Here is a 15,856-nt window from a genome sequence, read left to right on the forward strand (position 1 = left end):
CTTCCCGAGGAGGACAACATGTTCCTGGCGCTGCGCGAACTTCGCTTCGCGCGCTGGCGATTCACGCTGATGGGCAGCGTGGTCGCCCTCATCGCGGTACTCATGGTGCTGCTCTCCGGGCTGTCGTCCGGCCTGGTCAACGACGGCGTGTCCGGGCTGCAACGGCTGCCCGTGACCGCCTTCGCCTTCGACGGCGGCACCAAGGTCGACTCGGCCTTCTCCCGCAGCGTGGTGGACAGCCAGCAGGTCGCCCGGTGGCGTGAGCAGCCCGGCGTACGGGAGGCCGCGCCCTTCGGCAACATGCTCGTCAACGCCCGCAGCGACCGGGGCCTGCCGGTCGATCTCGCCCTCTTCGGCGTCGAGCCCGGCTCCTTCCTGGCCCCGCAGCCCGACGAGGGCAGTGGCCTGGGCGCACCCGACGGCATCGTCGTCTCCCGGACCGCCGTCGACGCCGGCCTGCGGGTCGGCGACACGGTCACCATCGATCGGATCGGCACCACGCTCAAGGTCGTGGGCGCCACCGCCGACCAGCACACCTTCGGCCACGTCGACGTGGCATACCTGCCGTTGGCGGCCTGGCAGCGCCTGCATGCCGGGGTCGGTCCCGGCCAGGAGCTCCCCCCGAAGGCGGCCGAGCAGGCCACCGCGGTCGCCATCCGGGCGAACGACGCCGTGGACCTCACCGCCGGGGACGCCGCCGCCGGCACGACCACCATCACCAAGCGCGAGTCGTACGGCGCGTCGCCGGGCTACACCGCCGAGACCTCGACCCTGCTGCTCATCCAGGTCTTCCTGTACGCCATCTCGGCGCTGGTCGTCGGCGCGTTCTTCACGGTCTGGACGATCAGTCGCAAGCACGAGCTGGCGGTGCTGCGCGCCATGGGCGCCGCCAAGGCGTACCTGCTGCGCGACGGCCTGGCACAGGCGCTCGTCGTCCTCGTGGCCTCGATCGCCGCGGGGGTGGCCGTCGGGGTCGCCCTCGGCGGCCTGATGGGGGGCAGCGGCGTGCCGTTCGCCCTCGAAACGCCCGCCGTCGCCCTCGCCGGCGCGCTGCTGGTCCTGCTCGGCCTCCTCGGCGCCTGCGCGGCCATCGTCCGCGTCGCCGCCATCGACCCGCTCGCCGCCCTGGGAGGACAGCGATGAGCACCACCGAACGCACCGGGGTCGTCCTGTCCGGGGTGACCATGCGCCTCGGGGACGGCGACACCACGGTCACCGCCCTGGACGGCGTCGACCTGACGGTCCGGCCGGGTGAGCTGGTCGCCGTCGTCGGCCCCTCCGGCGCGGGCAAGTCCAGCCTCCTGGCGGTCGCCGGGGCGCTGACCACCCCCGACGAGGGCACGGTCACGATCGACGGGAACGACGTCACCGCGATGAACGAGCGGGCCCGGGCGGCGTACCGCCGGGACCACATCGGCTTCGTGTTCCAGAGCGGCAACCTGCTGCCGGCACTCACCGCCCTGGACCAGCTCCGGCTGGTCACCGACCTCAGCCGACGGCGCAGCGACTCCCGCGACCCGGCCCAGCTCCTCGCCGACGTGGGGATGGCGCACCGGGCCGACCGGCGTCCCCACCAGCTCTCCGGCGGCGAGCGCCAGCGCGTCGGCATCGCCCGCGCCCTCGTGGGACACCCGTCGCTGCTGCTGGTGGACGAGCCGACGGCCGCGTTGGACCGGGCGCGCAGCCACGAGGTGGTGCAACTGCTGGCCCAGGAGACGAAGCAGTCGCAGGTCGCCACCATCATGGTGACCCACGACCAGGACGTGCTGGAACACTGCGACCGGGTGGTTGAGATGATTGACGGGCGGCTGTCCCACGCCTGACCGCCGCGAGGGGGAGGGCCCATGCCACGCATCAACGCGCCGACCGTTGCCCAGCACCGGGCCGAGCGGCGCCGGGCCCTCCTCGACGCCGCCCGCGCACTGCTGGCCGAGGACCCCCGCCACCCGCCGACCCTGGCGGCGGTGGCGGCCCGCGCGCAGCTCGCCCGCTCCTCGGTGTACGAGTACTTCCGCTCCAGCGACGCCCTGCTGCTGGAGCTGGTGCGGGAGGTGCTGCCGAACTGGTCCCGACGGGTGACCGAGGCGATGGCCGCGGCCGGCGGTCCGGGCGAGCGGGTGCTGGCGTACGCCGCGGCGAACCTCAGCCTCGTCGCCGAGGGCGAGCACGCGCTCGCCACCGCCCTGATCGAATCGGTGCCGGGCGAGGAGGTCAACGCCAGCGCCCGGCAGATGCACGACCAGATGAGCAGCCCACTGGTCGCCGCCCTGGCCGAGCTGGGCCTGCCGGACCCGACCAGCACGGCGGGGCTGATCGGCTCGGTGGTCTACACCGCCAGCCGCATGATCGAGGCGGGGGCCGACCTGACGGCCACGCAGGAACGGGTCAACGAGCTGCTCGGCCCGTTCCTGCTGGGCCGGGGGGACACGCCGTAGGCGAACACGCCCACCGGGTTCAGGCGAGGCAGCCCGTGGCGGCGATCAGGTCGGAGCCGGACAGGGCCACGGTGACCGCCCCCTGACGGTAGGCGTACACCTCGGGGGTTTCCAGGCGGACGGTGCCGGCCGGGGCCAGCGCGCGGGGTGGCTGCGCCGGGGCGGTGTCGAGGGTGAGGCGGGCGGTGCGCGCCTGGCGGTCGGTGCCGGGGCACGGCGCGGCGACCCGCTGCACCGGCTGGGTGGTCGGCTGGCCGAGCGTGCGCAGGGCGGCGGCCAGGGCGTCCGCCTCCGGGCCGGGCTGCGCGGCGGGTGGGCGGTAGCCGTCGCCGATCGGGCGGCACCCGGTGCGGGCGGTCAACCGGATCCGGCCGTCGCCGGCCGGTCGCCCCTGCACCAGCACGAACTCCCCGGCGTCGGCGCGCAACCGGGGCCCGTCGTCGTCGGACCAGGTCTCGGCCAGCCAGCCCGCCGGGAGCCGGTCGGCGATCTCGGTGAGCAGCGCGCCCGGCTCGGCGGCCGGGTCCAGGACCTCCACGCCGCGCTCCAGGGTCGCGCCGTCGAGCAGCGGGGTCACCCGGCAGCCGCGCGTGATCCGGTCCGGTTGCAGCGCGACGACCCGGTCGCCGGCCGCCGCGACCAGCTCGCCGACCGCCCGGTCGACCACCGGACCGGCCTGGGCCAGGGTGCGCTGCTCGCGGACCGTCGGCTCGTCATCGCGGACCGACACCCAGGTCAGTACGCCGAGCAGGAGCGCCCAGGCCACGGTCGCCGCGAGCAGCCAGCGGGGCCGGCGGCGGGCGGGCGTCGGCTCTGGGGGGTCGGTCGGCGGGGCGTATCCCGCCGGGGCAGCACCACTCACCGGGCCATCGTGCCACGCGGTGTCGCCATGCCCCCCGGCGCGCCCGAGGGCATGGCGACGCCGAGGGTCAGCTCACCGTCGGGCGGGCGTCCTTCCCGACGTGTACGCCCTCGGCGAACCGCACGATCTCGCTCGCACCCCAGTTGAGGGTCTTCCACACCTGGATCACGAGGTACGCGCCGGAGGGCTGCGCGATGAAGAGGGTGCCGGGTCGGTCGTTGCCGGCCATCGTGGCCAGCAGCGCCGGCTCGCCGTTGACGGTCACCTTCTTCGTCGGCACGTCCGGCATCCTCCTCTGCAGGACGATGCCGATCTTGCCGACGAACGAGTCGGGGTCCTGGTCGGCGATGCCCTTCGGGGCGAGCATGAAGGCGGACTCGTCCGAGCCCTGGACCTCCCAGCCCTCCGGCACCTCGTCGACGACGAATCCGACCGGCTGCTCGCCGGTGTAGGCCACCAGCCTGACCGGGGACATTTGGCTCGCCCCGCCGGCCTGCGTCCCGGTGGCGGCCGGCGGTCCGGCGATGTCCGGCGAGACGCCGTCGGTGCGTACGCCGGGCACGATGAGCACGGCGGCCAGGGCGGCGGCCAGCAGCCCGGCCCCGCCGACCTGGGCGAAGCGGTGCCGGCGCAGGGCCCGACGCCCGCGCTCCAGGTCCGCGCTGAGCGTCGCGGCGGACGGCGCGGCGGACGGGCCGGCGAGGTCGGTGAAACGGTCGTGCAGGTCGGTGTTCATGGCCTTCTCCTCGGGTGTGGGTGTGCCGACGCTGGACGGGGCGGTAAGTCAGGGATGGACGTTGCCGGGCAGGTAGCCCATCGGGCCGGAGGTCGCCTCCATGCCTTCGCGCAGCCGTTGCAGCCCCCGCGCCGTCTGCGTCTTCACCGAGCTCTCGCTGCAACCCAGCGCGCCGGCGGTCTCGGCCACGTCCAGGCCGTGGAAGTACCGGAACACCAGGGTGGCCCGCATCCTCGGCGGCAACCCCCTGAGCGCGGTCATCAGCTCGTCGACGCCCTCCCGGTCCAACCCAGGCTCGGCCTGCGGGATGTCGGGCAGCGAGGCGGTGGAGCGTTCCCGCCGCCACCACGGGCGGCGCCGCTCGTCGGTCAGCGCGTTGACCATGATTCGGTACGCGTAGCCGCCCGGATTGCCGGCCCGGCGAAACGCCGGCCACTTGACGTAGAGCTTCGTCAGCGTCGTCTGGACCAGATCCTCGGCCAGATGGTGGTCGCCGCCGGTGATCAGCCTGGCCGTCCTGACCAACTCCGCACGCCGGTCCAGCACGTACTGCCCGAACTGCTCGTCTCGTTCGCTTGTCACGTTGCCTCCTTGTCCCCTACAACCCACTGACGGGTCCCGGGGAGAAGGGGTTGACGGCGGCCGGCGAGCATTTTCACGTCGGCTCCGCGCCGGACCGGCGGGGTGACGGCTCACCCGATCTCGTACTACACCTAGGGCTTGCGCATCCAGGTGTCCGGGTCGGTGACGAAGACGCCCTTGCCCTGGTGGCGGTGGATCACTTCGAGAGCCTCAAGCCGGATGTAGACCTGACGAATGGTCGACGCCCCAACCTCGTGCTGCTCGCACAGTTGGGCAATCGACGGGAGCTTCTCGCCCGCTTTGAGTCGTCCGCTCCGGACGTCGGACATTATCGCGTTCGAGATTCGCAGGTAATCGGGCATAGCTGGCATGGCGCTCCTCGCGTGGCAACTCCGATTTGATCACGCAGCCCTTGCCCTCGACAAGCAAGGCGTCCGACACGCCCGGCACGTCAATTGACACCTGCGCCATCCGCGCATAAGTTGGCGAACGAGGCTCCTCGCGTGGCAACGAGTAGCGCTCACTCCCCCCGTCGGGGCGGGCCGCACCCGGCAGGACGGCCCGCCCCGACCCCAGCGACCACCCCGGAAAGGGGCACCTCGGGAAGGCGGACCGACCGTGCGCAATCCGTTCCGATGTCTACGCCGCAACGTCCTGCACGGGGTCGCCGCACGGACCCACCCGTTCGCCGCAGGGGCGTGGCGATGAGGGAGTCGGAGCGGTTCGTCGTACACCTGACGGTCCTGGCGGCGGACCTGACCGCCGCGCACGTCCTGGCCCGCGCGCTGACCCGCTCGCTGGGGTTCCTGCCGCAACTACAGGTCGGCGAGACGACGGTCTCCGCCGAGGGTGACCTGGTCGAACAGCATCAGGTGTTCTGCGACCGGCCGCTGCCCCACCGCCGACGCTGCCTGCTGCGCCCCAGCCATTCGGGCACCTGCACCCACAACCTGAGGCGCTGACCCTGCCGGCGGGGCTCGCCCGCGCCGAGATCTTGGAAGCAAATGGCCCCTCCAGGGGCCGGAATCTTCCAAGATCTCCGGGCGCCCGCACCCGCCGCACACACCGCGGGGCCCTGCCGAGGATCGGCAGGGCCCCGGCGTGTGGTGGGTCAGGCGACCGTTACGGCGGTCTCGTTGATGCCCCGGGTGGCGGTGACGGCGGTGTCGCCGTTGCCGTGCCGCGACAGTGCGCGCAGCGTCCAGGTGCCCGGGGCGGCGAAGAAGCGGAACTGCCCCTCCGGGGAGGTGACCACCTCGGCGGTGAACTCGCCGGTCGAGTCGAGCAGCCGCACGTACGCGCCCGCGACGACCTCACCGGCGGCGGAGCGGACCACGCCGGTGATCACGGTTTCCTTCTCCAGGTCCAGGCTCGCCGGCAGCGGGGCGGCCTGGTCGGGGGCGGCGCAGCCGGCAGCGGTGGAAGCCGTCATGACTCAGGCCTCCCCGGGCTCGTCGCCGAGCGCGACCGGCACGCCGACCAGCGAGCCGTACTCGGTCCAGGAACCGTCGTAGTTCTTCACGTTGGTGTGGCCGAGCAGCTCCTGCAGGACGAACCAGCTGTGCGAGGAGCGCTCGCCGATCCGGCAGTACGCGATCGTCTCCTTGCCGTCGTCCAGCCCGGCCGCCGCGTAGATCCTGCGCAGCTCGTCGTCGGACTTGAAGGTGCCGTCCTCGTTGGCCGCCTTCGACCACGGCACGCTGATCGCGGTCGGGATGTGCCCGGCCCGCTGCGCCTGCTCCTGCGGCAGGTGGGCGGGGGCGAGCAGCCGGCCCGCGAACTCGTCGGGGCTGCGCACGTCGACCAGGTTCTTGGTGCCGATCGCGGCCACGACCTCGTCGCGGAAGGCGCGGATCGAGGTGTCCGGCTCCTGCGCGACGTACTGGGTGCGGGGGCGGGTGACCGCGTCGGTGACCAGCGGACGGGCGTCCAGCTCCCACTTCTTGCGGCCGCCGTCGAGCAGCTTGACCTCGCGGTGGCCGTAGAGCTTGAAGTACCAGTACGCGTACGCGGCGAACCAGTTGTTGTTGCCGCCGTAGAGGACGACGACGTCGTCGTTGGAGACGCCCCGCTCGGAGAGCAGCGCCTCGAACTGGGACTTGTTGACGAAGTCCCGCCGGACCTGGTCCTGCAGGTCGGTGCGCCAGTCCAGCTTGATCGCGCCGGCGATGTGGCCGGTGTCGTAGGCCGAGGTGTCCTCGTCGACCTCGACGAAGACGACGCCCGGGGCGTCGATGTTCTTCTCGGCCCAGTCGGCCGAGACGAGTGCGGTGTCGCGACTCATCAGATCACTCCCTGGTGAGGGTGGACGGTGAGCCTGCGCGGGGATCGGGACGTCCAGTTGTCGCACCACGCGCGGGCCCCGGAGGGAAGGACGGGATCACGGGTTCGTGCGACGGCGCCGCTGCCGGGCGATCGGGGAAAAACACCGGAGGGTCAGCACACCCTGTGGCCGGTGGCCGCCGTCAGGCGGCCGAGGACAGCCCCGCCGTCAGATGACGGGACGACACAGGCAGGTGGCCACGCGGCACAGGTCGACCGCGCGCCGTTTGGTGAGGTGCATCCCCATGAACAGGGAGCCTACCAGCCGTCGCGCAGACTGCCAGGGCTCCGACCAGCATCCGGGATGCCCTTACCCGGGCCGGGTTCCCGGGGCCCGGGGCTCCGGGAACCCCAGCCGGCCGGGAGGGGATTCAGCCGGCCGAGCTGATCGGGACGTCCTTCGCGGCGGCGGTGACGGTGAGCCCCTGCGGCAGCGGCCGGACCTCGCGCACGGCGAGCTGGAACGGCAGCTCCGGCAGCGGCACGTCGACGGAGATGCCCTTGGCGTAGTTGTTCAGCGCCAGGCGGGCCAGCGGAAGGTTCGGCAGCCCCTCGGCGTCGAGGTCGTTGAAGCGCAACGACACCTTGCCGTCCTTGCTGACGCTGACCTTGGCGGTGCCCTTGACGGTCAGCTTCTGGCCGAGAATGTCGACCGGGGCGGTGACGGTGAGCGCGCCGTTCCGCTCGCCGAGGGTCAGGCCGGGCCGGTCGAGCAGCTTGGCCAGGCTGTCGTACGTGATGGTGCCGGTGCCGTCGACGGTCTCGGCGGTCACGTCGCCCTGCTGGGTGCGCAGGGTGTCCAGGGAGGCGCGCACGTTGCGGGCGTCGATGTCGAGCGCCGGCAGGGTGACCGCGTCGCCGTTCACCGAGCCCTGCACGTCGGTGAGCTTGATGGAGATGCGCTCGTACTTGCCGTCGAGCACCTGGGTCAGGAAGGGGACGCCGCTGACCTGCACCTTCGGGTCCGACGACCGGGCGTCCTGCTTGGTGAGCTCCTTGCGGACCTGGTCGGCGATGGCCCGCTCGGCGACGCCGGCGGCGATCCGGTCGGCGGCCACCAGCAGCCCGCCCAGGATCACCAGCAGGACCAGCAGCGTGACGAGCACCTTGCGCCCGCGCCGCCGGGGGCGCTCCTCGTGCGTCGGGTAGGCCTCCGCCACGCCCGCCTCCTTCTGTCCTGGCCGGTGCTCCGGGCTTGCCGGGCCTCGGCGGTGCCGTTGCCGCCCTGCGACGCACCGCACAGTACCCGGCTGACGGAAGACTCAACCGCCGGCCGCCGGGCCGCCGGGTGAGCGGACCGGCCGCCGGTCAGAGAAAGACGACGGTCATCGCGTACGCCGCCGGGGCGGCCACGGCGAACCCGCCGAGCGGGCCCTGCATGTGCCGGGCGACCCACATCGTCGGCAGCTCGCCGGCCATCAGCCGGCCCGCCTCGGCGTAGCCGACGGCGAGGTCGGCCAGCACGGCGGTGGCCGCCGTGACCAGGCCGATCATCGCGCCGCTGGTCGGGGTGAAGCCCACCAGGAAGCTGCCCAGCACGGCGCTGGCCAGGGTGCCGACCATCGCGCCGATCACCACACCCGCCGCGCCCCGGGGCACCTGCGGCGCGAGCCGGGGCCAGGGCAGCACCGCGTCGGTGAGTCGGGCGACGGTCAGCGCGACGCCGGCGGCGGTCAGGCAGACGGTGATCGCCTGGGTGCCGGCCGGGATCCGGCTGAGTGTGACGAGCGTGGTGAACGCGACCACGCCGACCATGATCAGCAGGGTGGTGCCGAGCGAGTCGGTGACCCGGACCCGGTCGACGCGGCGGACGAGTTGCCCGAGCACCCCGACGACGAAGCCCGCGCCGGCCAGGTATCCCAGCGGGGCGAGACCGGCGGCGTCGGACTGCACGGCGGCGGTGTCGGCCGCGCCGGCCACCGCCGCGCCGACCAGGGCGACCAGCAGCAGCGCGGGCGGGCGGGTGGCCATCGTCCAGGCCAGCACGAAGAGCAGTTGCACGCCGAAGACGACGATCGCGAACGGCAGCCGGTGCCCCGGCCCGGCGGTCTGCGCGCCGAGCACCAGGCCGACGCCGAGCAGCGCGGCGAAGCCGGCGGCGGTGAGGGAGATCGGGCGGCGCACCTCGACCGGCTCGAACTCCTCCTCGTCGACCTCGTCGTCGACCTCGTCGTCGGGCCGCCGGGCCGGGGCGCCGCTGCGGCGCAGCCGGCGGGGGCGGCCCCGCCGGGCCGGCGGGTCGTCGTCGACGTCCGGGCCGGTGCGCGGGGCCGGTGGTTGCGCACGACCGGCCGGACCTGGCGGGACGTCGTCGTCGACCCACGGGTCCCGGCCGGCTTGGGAGGAGGTCGGGGGATACACGTCCCGATCGTGCCAGACGAAAGCGTCGGCGCGTCGGCCACCGTTTCGGCAAGGTTAAAACCTGGGGTGCGATCAGGGGCAAGGCAGACAAATTCGGAGACGACCTTGAGGTACGGCCTGGGCGAACCGTTAGGCTCAGGCCGTTACCCGCCCGCCACCGACGCCGGGACCCAGGCAAGTTCTCAGCGTCCTCCCGCACCGGGGGTGATGCTGGTCTCATGCGGCCGAGGCCGCCGGGACGGAGGTGATCGTGTGGAGATCCTGCTGCTGGTGACCGCACGGGCAGGCGAACCATCGGAGGTGCTGCCGGCGCTCGACCTGCTGCCGCACCCGGTGCGTACCGCGCCACGTGACGTGCGCACCCTGGTCGCCGGGCCCAGCCCGGACGCGGTGCTGGTGGACGCCCGGTCGGAGCTGAGCGAGGCGCGGGCCACCTGCCGGATGCTGCACGCCACCGGGCTCGGGGTGCCGCTGATCGCCGTGGTCACCGAGGCCGGGTTGATCGCGTTGAACGCCGACTGGGGCATCGACGACGTCATCCTGGCCAGCGCCGGTCCGGCCGAGGTCGAGGCCCGGCTGCGGCTGGCGGTCGGCCGGCTGAGCGCCTCCACGGCCGGGGCCGGCGGCTCGATCCGGGCCGGCGAGCTGAACATCGACCCGGACACGTACGCCGCGAAGCTCAAGGGCCGGCCGCTCGACCTGACGTACAAGGAGTTCGAGCTGTTGAAGTTCCTGGCCCAGCACCCGGGCCGGGTCTTCACCCGCGACCAGTTGCTGCGCGAGGTCTGGGGTTACGACTACTTCGGCGGGACCCGGACGGTGGACGTGCACGTGCGGCGGCTGCGGGCCAAGCTCGGCTCGGAGTACGAGTCGATGATCGGCACGGTGCGCCAGGTCGGCTACAAGTTCGTCGTGCCGTCGTCGCGGTCGCTGCCCGGCGCCGAGCACGCCTCCGTCACCGTCTGAGCCGACCGGCCCGGTCCGAGCCCACCGGCCCGGCCCGTCGTCGCCCGCGCGGGCGACCGATCCCCCTCCTGCGGACTATCTCCCATTTGCCCTTTTTGCCCCACTCGCCGGTCTTATTCTGACTGCCGGGTCGACGGTGAAGGGGGCGGCGGTGCGGGCGATGACCACGGGGGCGAAGAGGGGCCGGTCCCACGGCCCGAGCGGCGGCGTCGGCTGATGCGCGCCACCGCGAACGGGCGCTTCGTCGCGCTCGCGACGGTCGGGGTGGCCGTGGTGCTCGGCACCGCGTACACCCTCGGCCAGAGCATGGTCACCGAGCCGGCCCCCCGGGCCACCGGGGCCTCCACCAGCGCCGCCGAGCCGCACTACGCCGACCAGCCGCCGGAGTCCGCCGGGCCGTCCCCCAGCGGCCACACCGCCGCGTCACCCACCGCCGGCCCGGACGGCGGCGTCGAACAGCCCGGCGAGACCGAGCCCTCGGAGCCCGACCTCTTCGGCGCCCGGTCGACCACCGGGTCGGCCGAGGTGGCGCTCACCTTCGACGACGGGCCGGACCCGCAGTACACCCCGCAGGTCCTGGCGCTGCTGCGGCAGTACGGGGTGAAGGCCACCTTCTGCGTGGTCGGCGAGAACGCCCGCGACCACCCGGACCTGGTCCAGGCGATCGTCGCCGACGGGCACACCCTGTGCAACCACTCCTGGCAACACGACGTGCTGCTCGGCAAGCGCTCGCCGGACCTGATCCGGGCCGACCTGCTGCGCACCAACGCCGCGATCCGCGACGCCGTGCCCACCGCCTCGATCAGCTACTTCCGCCAGCCCGGCGGCGCGTGGACGTACCCGGTGGTGTCGGCGGCCGAGGACCTCGGCATGACCCCGCTGCACTGGACCGTCGACCCGGCGGACTGGACGCTCCCGGGAGCCGCGCAGATCGCCGACATCGTCTCCGCCGGGGTGCGGTCGGGCTCCGTCGTGCTGCTGCACGACGCGGGCGGCGACCGGCAGGGCACCGTGGACTCGCTGCACCGGATCCTGCCGGACCTGACCGCCCGGTTCCGGCTGGAGGCCCTGCCCACCACCGGCACCACCTGACCGGCGCGGACCGCTACGGTTGGTCAGGTGAACAACGCCGAGCCGACGAGCGACCGGGTCACCCGCAGCGACCGGCTGACGCCGGCCCAGGTGACCGACGTGCTGGCCCTGGCCGGCGCGGCCGGCAACGCCGACGGGGCCGACCCGTTCGACGAGCACACGCTGCTGCGGCTGCGCGACCCGCAGGCCCCGGCGATCCACCTGAGCGCCCGCGCGCCGGACGGGACGCTGACCGGGTACGCCCACCTCGACACCACCGACCCGGCCACCGGGATCGGCGTGGAGCTGGCCGTCCACCCCGCCCACCGGCGGCGGGGCGTCGGCCGGGCGCTGGCTCGGGGCGTACTCGAGGCCGCCGCCGGACCGGTGCGGGCCTGGGCGCACGGCGACCACCCCTCGGCCGCCGCGCTCGCCGTGGACCTCGGGCTCGGCCGCGACCGGGTGCTCTGGCAGCTACGCCGACCGCTGACCGCGCCGCCGGCCGCGCCGCGCCTGCCCGACGGCGTCGAGCTGCGCCCGTTCGTCCCTGGCACCGACGACGAGGCCTGGCTGGCGCTCAACGCCCGCGCCTTCGCCAGCCACCCCGAACAGGGCCGCTGGACCGCGGCCGACCTGCGGGTACGCCTCGCCGAGCCGTGGTTCGACCCGGCCGGTTTCCTGCTGGCCGTCGAGTCCGCCACCGGGCGGCTGCTCGGCTTCCACTGGACCAAGGTGCACGAGCGGCCCGGCTCGGCCCGCACCGGCGAGGTCTACGTGCTCGGGGTCGACCCCGGCGCCCACGGCGGCGGGCTGGGCCGGGCGCTCACCGCGGCCGGCCTGGCGTACCTGCGCGACCGGCGCGGGCTGGACCGGGTGATGCTCTACGTCGACGAGTCGAACACCGCTGCGGTGGCCCTCTACCAGCGCTCCGGCTTCGCCCTCTGGTCCGCCCACGTCAACTACCGCTCGAGCTGACCCTCTCAGCCGCTGGTCATCTTCGCGGGGGCGGCTGTTCATTTCGCGTTCACGTCCGACCGGCCGGCCGGCCACCTGGCGCTCCTAGCTTTCAGGTCAGCCGGTCCGGCCGGCTCCACGGGCCCCAGTCGGGCGGCCCGTGCGAACGCGAAGGGAAACCTCTCAGGTGAAGCTCCAGCGGCACGGCGTCGTCGCCTGCCTCGCGCTGACTGCGGCGCTCGGTCTCACTGCCTGCGGCTCGGACAACGACGAGCTCACCGCCGGGTCGGCCGCCTCGGCCGCCTCGGCCGACTGCGCCACCGGTACGCTGAACGCGCAGGGCTCCTCGGCCCAGAAGAACGCGATGGCCGAGTGGATCAAGGCGTACCAGCAGAAGTGCGCCGGCAGCAGGATCAACTATGAGCCGTCCGGCTCGGGCGCCGGCATCCAGGCGCTCATCGCCGGCACCGCCGACTTCGCCGGCTCCGACTCGGCCCTCAAGCCCGAGGAGCAGCCCCAGGCCGACGCCAGGTGCATCGGCGGCGGCAAGGCGATCCACCTGCCGATGGTGATCGGCCCGGTGGCCGTCGCCTACAACGTCAGCGGCGTGGAGAACCTCCAGCTCAAGCCGGCCACCCTCGCGAAGATCTTCGCGGGTGCGGTCAACAGGTGGAACGACCCGGCGATCAAGGCCGACAACCCGGACGCCAAGCTGCCGTCGACCACCATCCAGACGGTGCACCGCGCGGACGAGTCCGGCACCACCGACAACTTCACCAGGTTCCTGGCCAAGACCGCGGGCGCGGACTGGACCTTCGCCAATGCCAAGGCGTGGCAGGCCCCGGGCGGCACCGGCGCGAAGGGCTCGGACGGCGTGGCCAGCTCGATCAAGGGCGCCGACGGCTCGATCGGATACCTGGAGTGGTCGTTCGCCGAGAACGCCGCCCTGCCGATGGCCAAGATCGGCAACGGCGCGGGCGAGTTCGCCGAGCTGACGGCCGCCAACGCGGGCAGGACCATCGCCGGGGCCGCCATCGAGGGCCAGGGCGACGACCTGAAGATGTCGATCGACTACGACACCAAGGAGGCCGGGGCGTACCCGATCGTCCTGGTCACCTACGAGATCGTCTGCGGCAAGGGCCTCGCCGCCGACAAGCTGCCGCTGGTCAAGGGCCTGCTGGGCCACGCGGCCAGCAGCCAGGGCCAGGCCGAGCTGACCGAGCTGGGCTACGCCCCGCTGCCGGACTCGGTGCGGGCCAAGGTCGAGGCCGCGGTCGGGAACATCTCCTGACCGATCCGGCACCACCACCTCCCTCAACCCGAAGCGAGCGTGCAGATGGCTGACACCCTTCACCGCTCGGCCGGCGCCGGCACCGGCGGAGCCCTCCTGGTACCCGGCCAGGAGCGGCCCGCCGGTGTCTCGGCGCGAGTGGCCGAGGCACCGGTCGACATCCGCCCCCTGGTCGGCACCCGTCCCCCGGTCGGCACCCGCCCCCGGATCGACGCCCGGCCCCCCGTCGGGGACGGGCTCGGCGGCGGCGGTGGCCTGCCCCGGGCGCGGGCCGTCGACGCCGAACGCGCCTTCCGTGGCCTGACCCTGGCCGCCGGCACCATCGTCCTGGTGATCATCGCCGCCATCGCGGTCTTCCTGGTCGCCAAGGCGGTGCCCGCCCTGCGCGCCAACACGGCGAACTTCTGGACCTACGAGGGCTGGTCGCCCAATGACGCCGCGCCAAAGTTCGGCATCGGCGCGCTCGCCTTCGGCACGGTGCTCAGCTCCGCGCTCGCCCTGCTCGTCGCCGTGCCGGTGGCGTTGGGGATCGCGCTCTACCTGTCCCACTACGCGCCCCGCCGACTCGGCACCGCACTGGGCTTTCTGATCGACCTCCTGGCCGCCGTGCCGAGCGTGGTCTTCGGGCTCTGGGGCCGCGACGTCCTCGTCGCCCCGGTCCGGGACTTCTCCGTCTGGCTGAACCAGCACTTCGGCTGGCTGCCGGTCTTCGGCGGCGACGGCCCCTTCGGCAAGTCCGTCATGCTCGGCTCGCTGGTCCTGGCGATCATGGTGCTGCCGATCATCACCTCGCTCTCCCGCGAGGTCTTCGGCCAGACGCCGACGGCCAACGAAGAGGCGGCCCTCGCCCTCGGCGCGACCCGCTGGGAGATGATCCGCACCGCGGTGCTTCCGTACGGTCGCCCCGGAGTCGTCGCCGCGGTGATGCTCGGCCTCGGCCGGGCCCTCGGCGAGACCATCGCGCTGGCCATGACGCTCGGCATCACCTTCGGCGTCTCGATCAACCTGATCACCAACGGCGGCAACACCATCGCCGCCAACATCGCCAACACGTTCGGCGAGGCGAACGCGACCGGTCGGGGAGCGTTGATCGCCTCCGGCCTGGTGCTCTTCGCCATCACGCTGATCGTCAACATCACCGCGCGGGCGATCATCCACCGCCGCCGGAAGTTCACGGAGTCGGCCGCATGAGCACCATCGTCGTCAACCACCGCATCCCACCCCCGGCCCAGCCGGTCACCCTGCGGGCGAGGCGCCTGACCCGGTACGCCCCGCCCGCGATCGCCCTGGCGGCCGTGCTGGTCGCCACCGCCGGCGTGTACGGCACGGGCGTCGGCGGCCCGGTGCTCGTCGTGGTGGTCGCCGCGCTGCTCCACCTGGTCGGCCTCGTCGCGGCCAGCGCCCTCGTCGAGGGGCGACGCCCCGCACGCGACCGCGCCTGGAGCGCGCTCATCCACTCGGCCTTCGTGCTGGCCGTGCTCCCCCTGACCTCCGTGGTCTGGACGCTGGTCAGCAAGGGCGTCGAGCGCCTCGACGGCAACTTCTTCGGCACCTCGATGAACAACATCGGGGCCCGGGACGCCGCCGGCGGGGCGTACCACGCGATCGTCGGGACGTTGCAGCAGGTCGGGATCGCCGCCCTGATCACCGTCCCCCTTGGCGTCCTCTGCGCGATCTACGTCGTCGAGTACGGCCGGGGTCGGTTCGCCGCCGCGATCCGGTTCTTCGTCGACGTGATGACCGGCATCCCCTCCATCGTCGCCGGCCTCTTCGTGCTGGCGTTCTGGGTGCTGGTCGTCTCGCCGGTCTTCAACGACGGGCGGCCGGGCTTCTCCGGCTTCGCCGCCGCGCTGGCGCTGAGCGTGCTGATGCTGCCCACCGTGGTCCGCTCCACCGAGGAGATGCTGCGACTCGTCCCCGCGCCGCTGCGCGAGGGGGCGTACGCCCTCGGGGTGCCGAAGTGGAAGACCATCCTGCGGGTGGTGCTGCCGACCGCGCTGCCCGGCATCGTCACCGGCGTCATGCTCGCCGTCGCGCGGGCGGCCGGCGAGACCGCGCCGGTGCTGCTCGTCGCCGGCGGCGGCGCGGCGATCAACATGAACCCGTTCGCCGACAACCAGTCCTCGCTGGCCCTCTTCGTCTACCAGCAGGCCGGCGACGCGTCGCGATACGCCCCGGCGCGGGCCTGGACCGCGGCGCTGACCCTGGTCGCGCTGGTGCTGATCCTGACGGTCGCGGCGAAGCTGCTGGCCCGCCGCAACCGGCTCGGCCGATGA

19 protein-coding genes are annotated in these 15,856 nt (G+C 73.3%); 10 read left to right on the forward strand and 9 right to left on the reverse strand.

The annotated features are described in order from the left end of the window. Positions 1-18: 18 nt before the first annotated feature. From ACLQ2V_RS02720 to ACLQ2V_RS02730, 3 genes are read left to right on the forward strand one after another with little or no spacing between them, the layout of a single operon-like run. Positions 19-1,143, forward strand: a complete 1,125-nt coding sequence (locus ACLQ2V_RS02720; RefSeq protein ID WP_425716709.1) for an ABC transporter permease — start codon at positions 19-21, stop codon at positions 1,141-1,143. After that, on the forward strand, positions 1,140-1,823 hold the full coding sequence (locus tag ACLQ2V_RS02725; protein ID WP_425716710.1) for an ABC transporter ATP-binding protein: 684 nt from the start codon (positions 1,140-1,142) through the stop codon (positions 1,821-1,823). The genes ACLQ2V_RS02720 and ACLQ2V_RS02725 overlap by 4 nt, the downstream gene beginning before the upstream one ends. A gap of 21 nt (positions 1,824-1,844) precedes the next feature. Then, positions 1,845-2,435, forward strand: coding sequence for a TetR family transcriptional regulator (locus ACLQ2V_RS02730; RefSeq protein WP_425716711.1), 591 nt, complete (start codon positions 1,845-1,847; stop codon positions 2,433-2,435). A 19-nt stretch (positions 2,436-2,454) separates the two neighbouring features. On the opposite strand, the gene ACLQ2V_RS02735 is transcribed toward ACLQ2V_RS02730, so the two are convergent. The 4 genes from ACLQ2V_RS02735 to ACLQ2V_RS02750 all read right to left on the reverse strand — a co-directional run bounded on the left by ACLQ2V_RS02735 (position 2,455) and on the right by ACLQ2V_RS02750 (position 4,986). Next, positions 2,455-3,297, reverse strand: coding sequence for a hypothetical protein (locus ACLQ2V_RS02735; RefSeq protein ID WP_425716712.1), 843 nt, complete (start codon positions 3,295-3,297; stop codon positions 2,455-2,457). Between the two features lie 67 nt (positions 3,298-3,364). After that, complete coding sequence (locus tag ACLQ2V_RS02740) at positions 3,365-4,033, reverse strand: hypothetical protein (RefSeq protein ID WP_425716713.1); 669 nt, start codon at positions 4,031-4,033, stop codon at positions 3,365-3,367. Between the two features lie 48 nt (positions 4,034-4,081). Then, a complete protein-coding gene (locus ACLQ2V_RS02745) occupies positions 4,082-4,615 on the reverse strand; it encodes a SigE family RNA polymerase sigma factor (protein ID WP_425716714.1) in 534 nt (177 codons plus the stop codon). Between the two features lie 131 nt (positions 4,616-4,746). Then, positions 4,747-4,986: a winged helix-turn-helix domain-containing protein gene (locus ACLQ2V_RS02750; protein WP_425716715.1), complete on the reverse strand. Its 240-nt coding sequence runs from the start codon at positions 4,984-4,986 to the stop codon at positions 4,747-4,749. Positions 4,987-5,319: 333 nt separating this feature from the next. On the opposite strand from ACLQ2V_RS02750, the gene ACLQ2V_RS02755 reads away from it, so the two are divergent. Beyond that, positions 5,320-5,577 carry a hypothetical protein gene (locus tag ACLQ2V_RS02755; RefSeq protein WP_425716716.1) on the forward strand — a complete coding sequence of 86 codons (258 nt, stop codon included), beginning with the start codon at positions 5,320-5,322 and terminating at the stop codon, positions 5,575-5,577. Between the two features lie 149 nt (positions 5,578-5,726). Here the strand turns inward: ACLQ2V_RS02755 and ACLQ2V_RS02760 are convergent, their stop codons facing one another. From ACLQ2V_RS02760 to ACLQ2V_RS02780, 5 genes are all read right to left on the reverse strand, one after another. Continuing rightward, on the reverse strand, positions 5,727-6,047 hold the full coding sequence (locus ACLQ2V_RS02760; protein WP_425716717.1) for a DUF1416 domain-containing protein: 321 nt from the start codon (positions 6,045-6,047) through the stop codon (positions 5,727-5,729). A gap of 3 nt (positions 6,048-6,050) precedes the next feature. Beyond that, entirely contained in the window at positions 6,051-6,899 is an 849-nt protein-coding gene (locus ACLQ2V_RS02765) for a sulfurtransferase (RefSeq protein WP_425716718.1), read from the reverse strand. Positions 6,900-7,106: 207 nt separating this feature from the next. Then, positions 7,107-7,184 (reverse strand): Ms5788A family Cys-rich leader peptide, encoded by a 78-nt coding sequence (locus tag ACLQ2V_RS02770; RefSeq protein WP_425716992.1) that lies wholly within the window; start codon positions 7,182-7,184, stop codon positions 7,107-7,109. A 124-nt stretch (positions 7,185-7,308) separates the two neighbouring features. Continuing rightward, entirely contained in the window at positions 7,309-8,097 is a 789-nt protein-coding gene (locus ACLQ2V_RS02775) for a DUF2993 domain-containing protein (protein ID WP_425716719.1), read from the reverse strand. 148 nt (positions 8,098-8,245) lie between these two features. After that, positions 8,246-9,298 (reverse strand): hypothetical protein, encoded by a 1,053-nt coding sequence (locus ACLQ2V_RS02780; protein ID WP_425716720.1) that lies wholly within the window; start codon positions 9,296-9,298, stop codon positions 8,246-8,248. 207 nt (positions 9,299-9,505) lie between these two features. Here ACLQ2V_RS02780 and ACLQ2V_RS02785 point away from each other — a divergent pair, with 207 nt between their 5' ends. The 6 genes from ACLQ2V_RS02785 (at position 9,506) to pstA (ending at position 15,856) form a co-directional block, all read left to right on the forward strand. Further along, positions 9,506-10,264: a winged helix-turn-helix transcriptional regulator gene (locus tag ACLQ2V_RS02785; protein WP_425716993.1), complete on the forward strand. Its 759-nt coding sequence runs from the start codon at positions 9,506-9,508 to the stop codon at positions 10,262-10,264. 216 nt (positions 10,265-10,480) lie between these two features. Further along, the gene (locus ACLQ2V_RS02790; protein WP_425716721.1) at positions 10,481-11,356 is read left to right on the forward strand and encodes a polysaccharide deacetylase family protein; all 876 of its coding nucleotides are present in this window, start codon (positions 10,481-10,483) and stop codon (positions 11,354-11,356) included. 27 nt (positions 11,357-11,383) lie between these two features. Further along, a complete protein-coding gene (mshD, locus tag ACLQ2V_RS02795) occupies positions 11,384-12,310 on the forward strand; it encodes a mycothiol synthase (RefSeq protein ID WP_425716722.1) in 927 nt (308 codons plus the stop codon). A 166-nt stretch (positions 12,311-12,476) separates the two neighbouring features. After that, positions 12,477-13,580: a phosphate ABC transporter substrate-binding protein PstS gene (pstS, locus tag ACLQ2V_RS02800; protein WP_425716723.1), complete on the forward strand. Its 1,104-nt coding sequence runs from the start codon at positions 12,477-12,479 to the stop codon at positions 13,578-13,580. 45 nt (positions 13,581-13,625) lie between these two features. After that, on the forward strand, positions 13,626-14,771 hold the full coding sequence (pstC, locus tag ACLQ2V_RS02805) for a phosphate ABC transporter permease subunit PstC (protein ID WP_425716724.1): 1,146 nt from the start codon (positions 13,626-13,628) through the stop codon (positions 14,769-14,771). Continuing rightward, the gene (gene pstA / locus ACLQ2V_RS02810) at positions 14,768-15,856 is read left to right on the forward strand and encodes a phosphate ABC transporter permease PstA (protein WP_425716725.1); all 1,089 of its coding nucleotides are present in this window, start codon (positions 14,768-14,770) and stop codon (positions 15,854-15,856) included. Before pstC ends, pstA begins: the two co-directional genes overlap by 4 nt.

Source organism: Micromonospora sp. DT233 (assembly GCF_049841815.1).
GTDB lineage: Bacteria > Actinomycetota > Actinomycetes > Mycobacteriales > Micromonosporaceae > Micromonospora.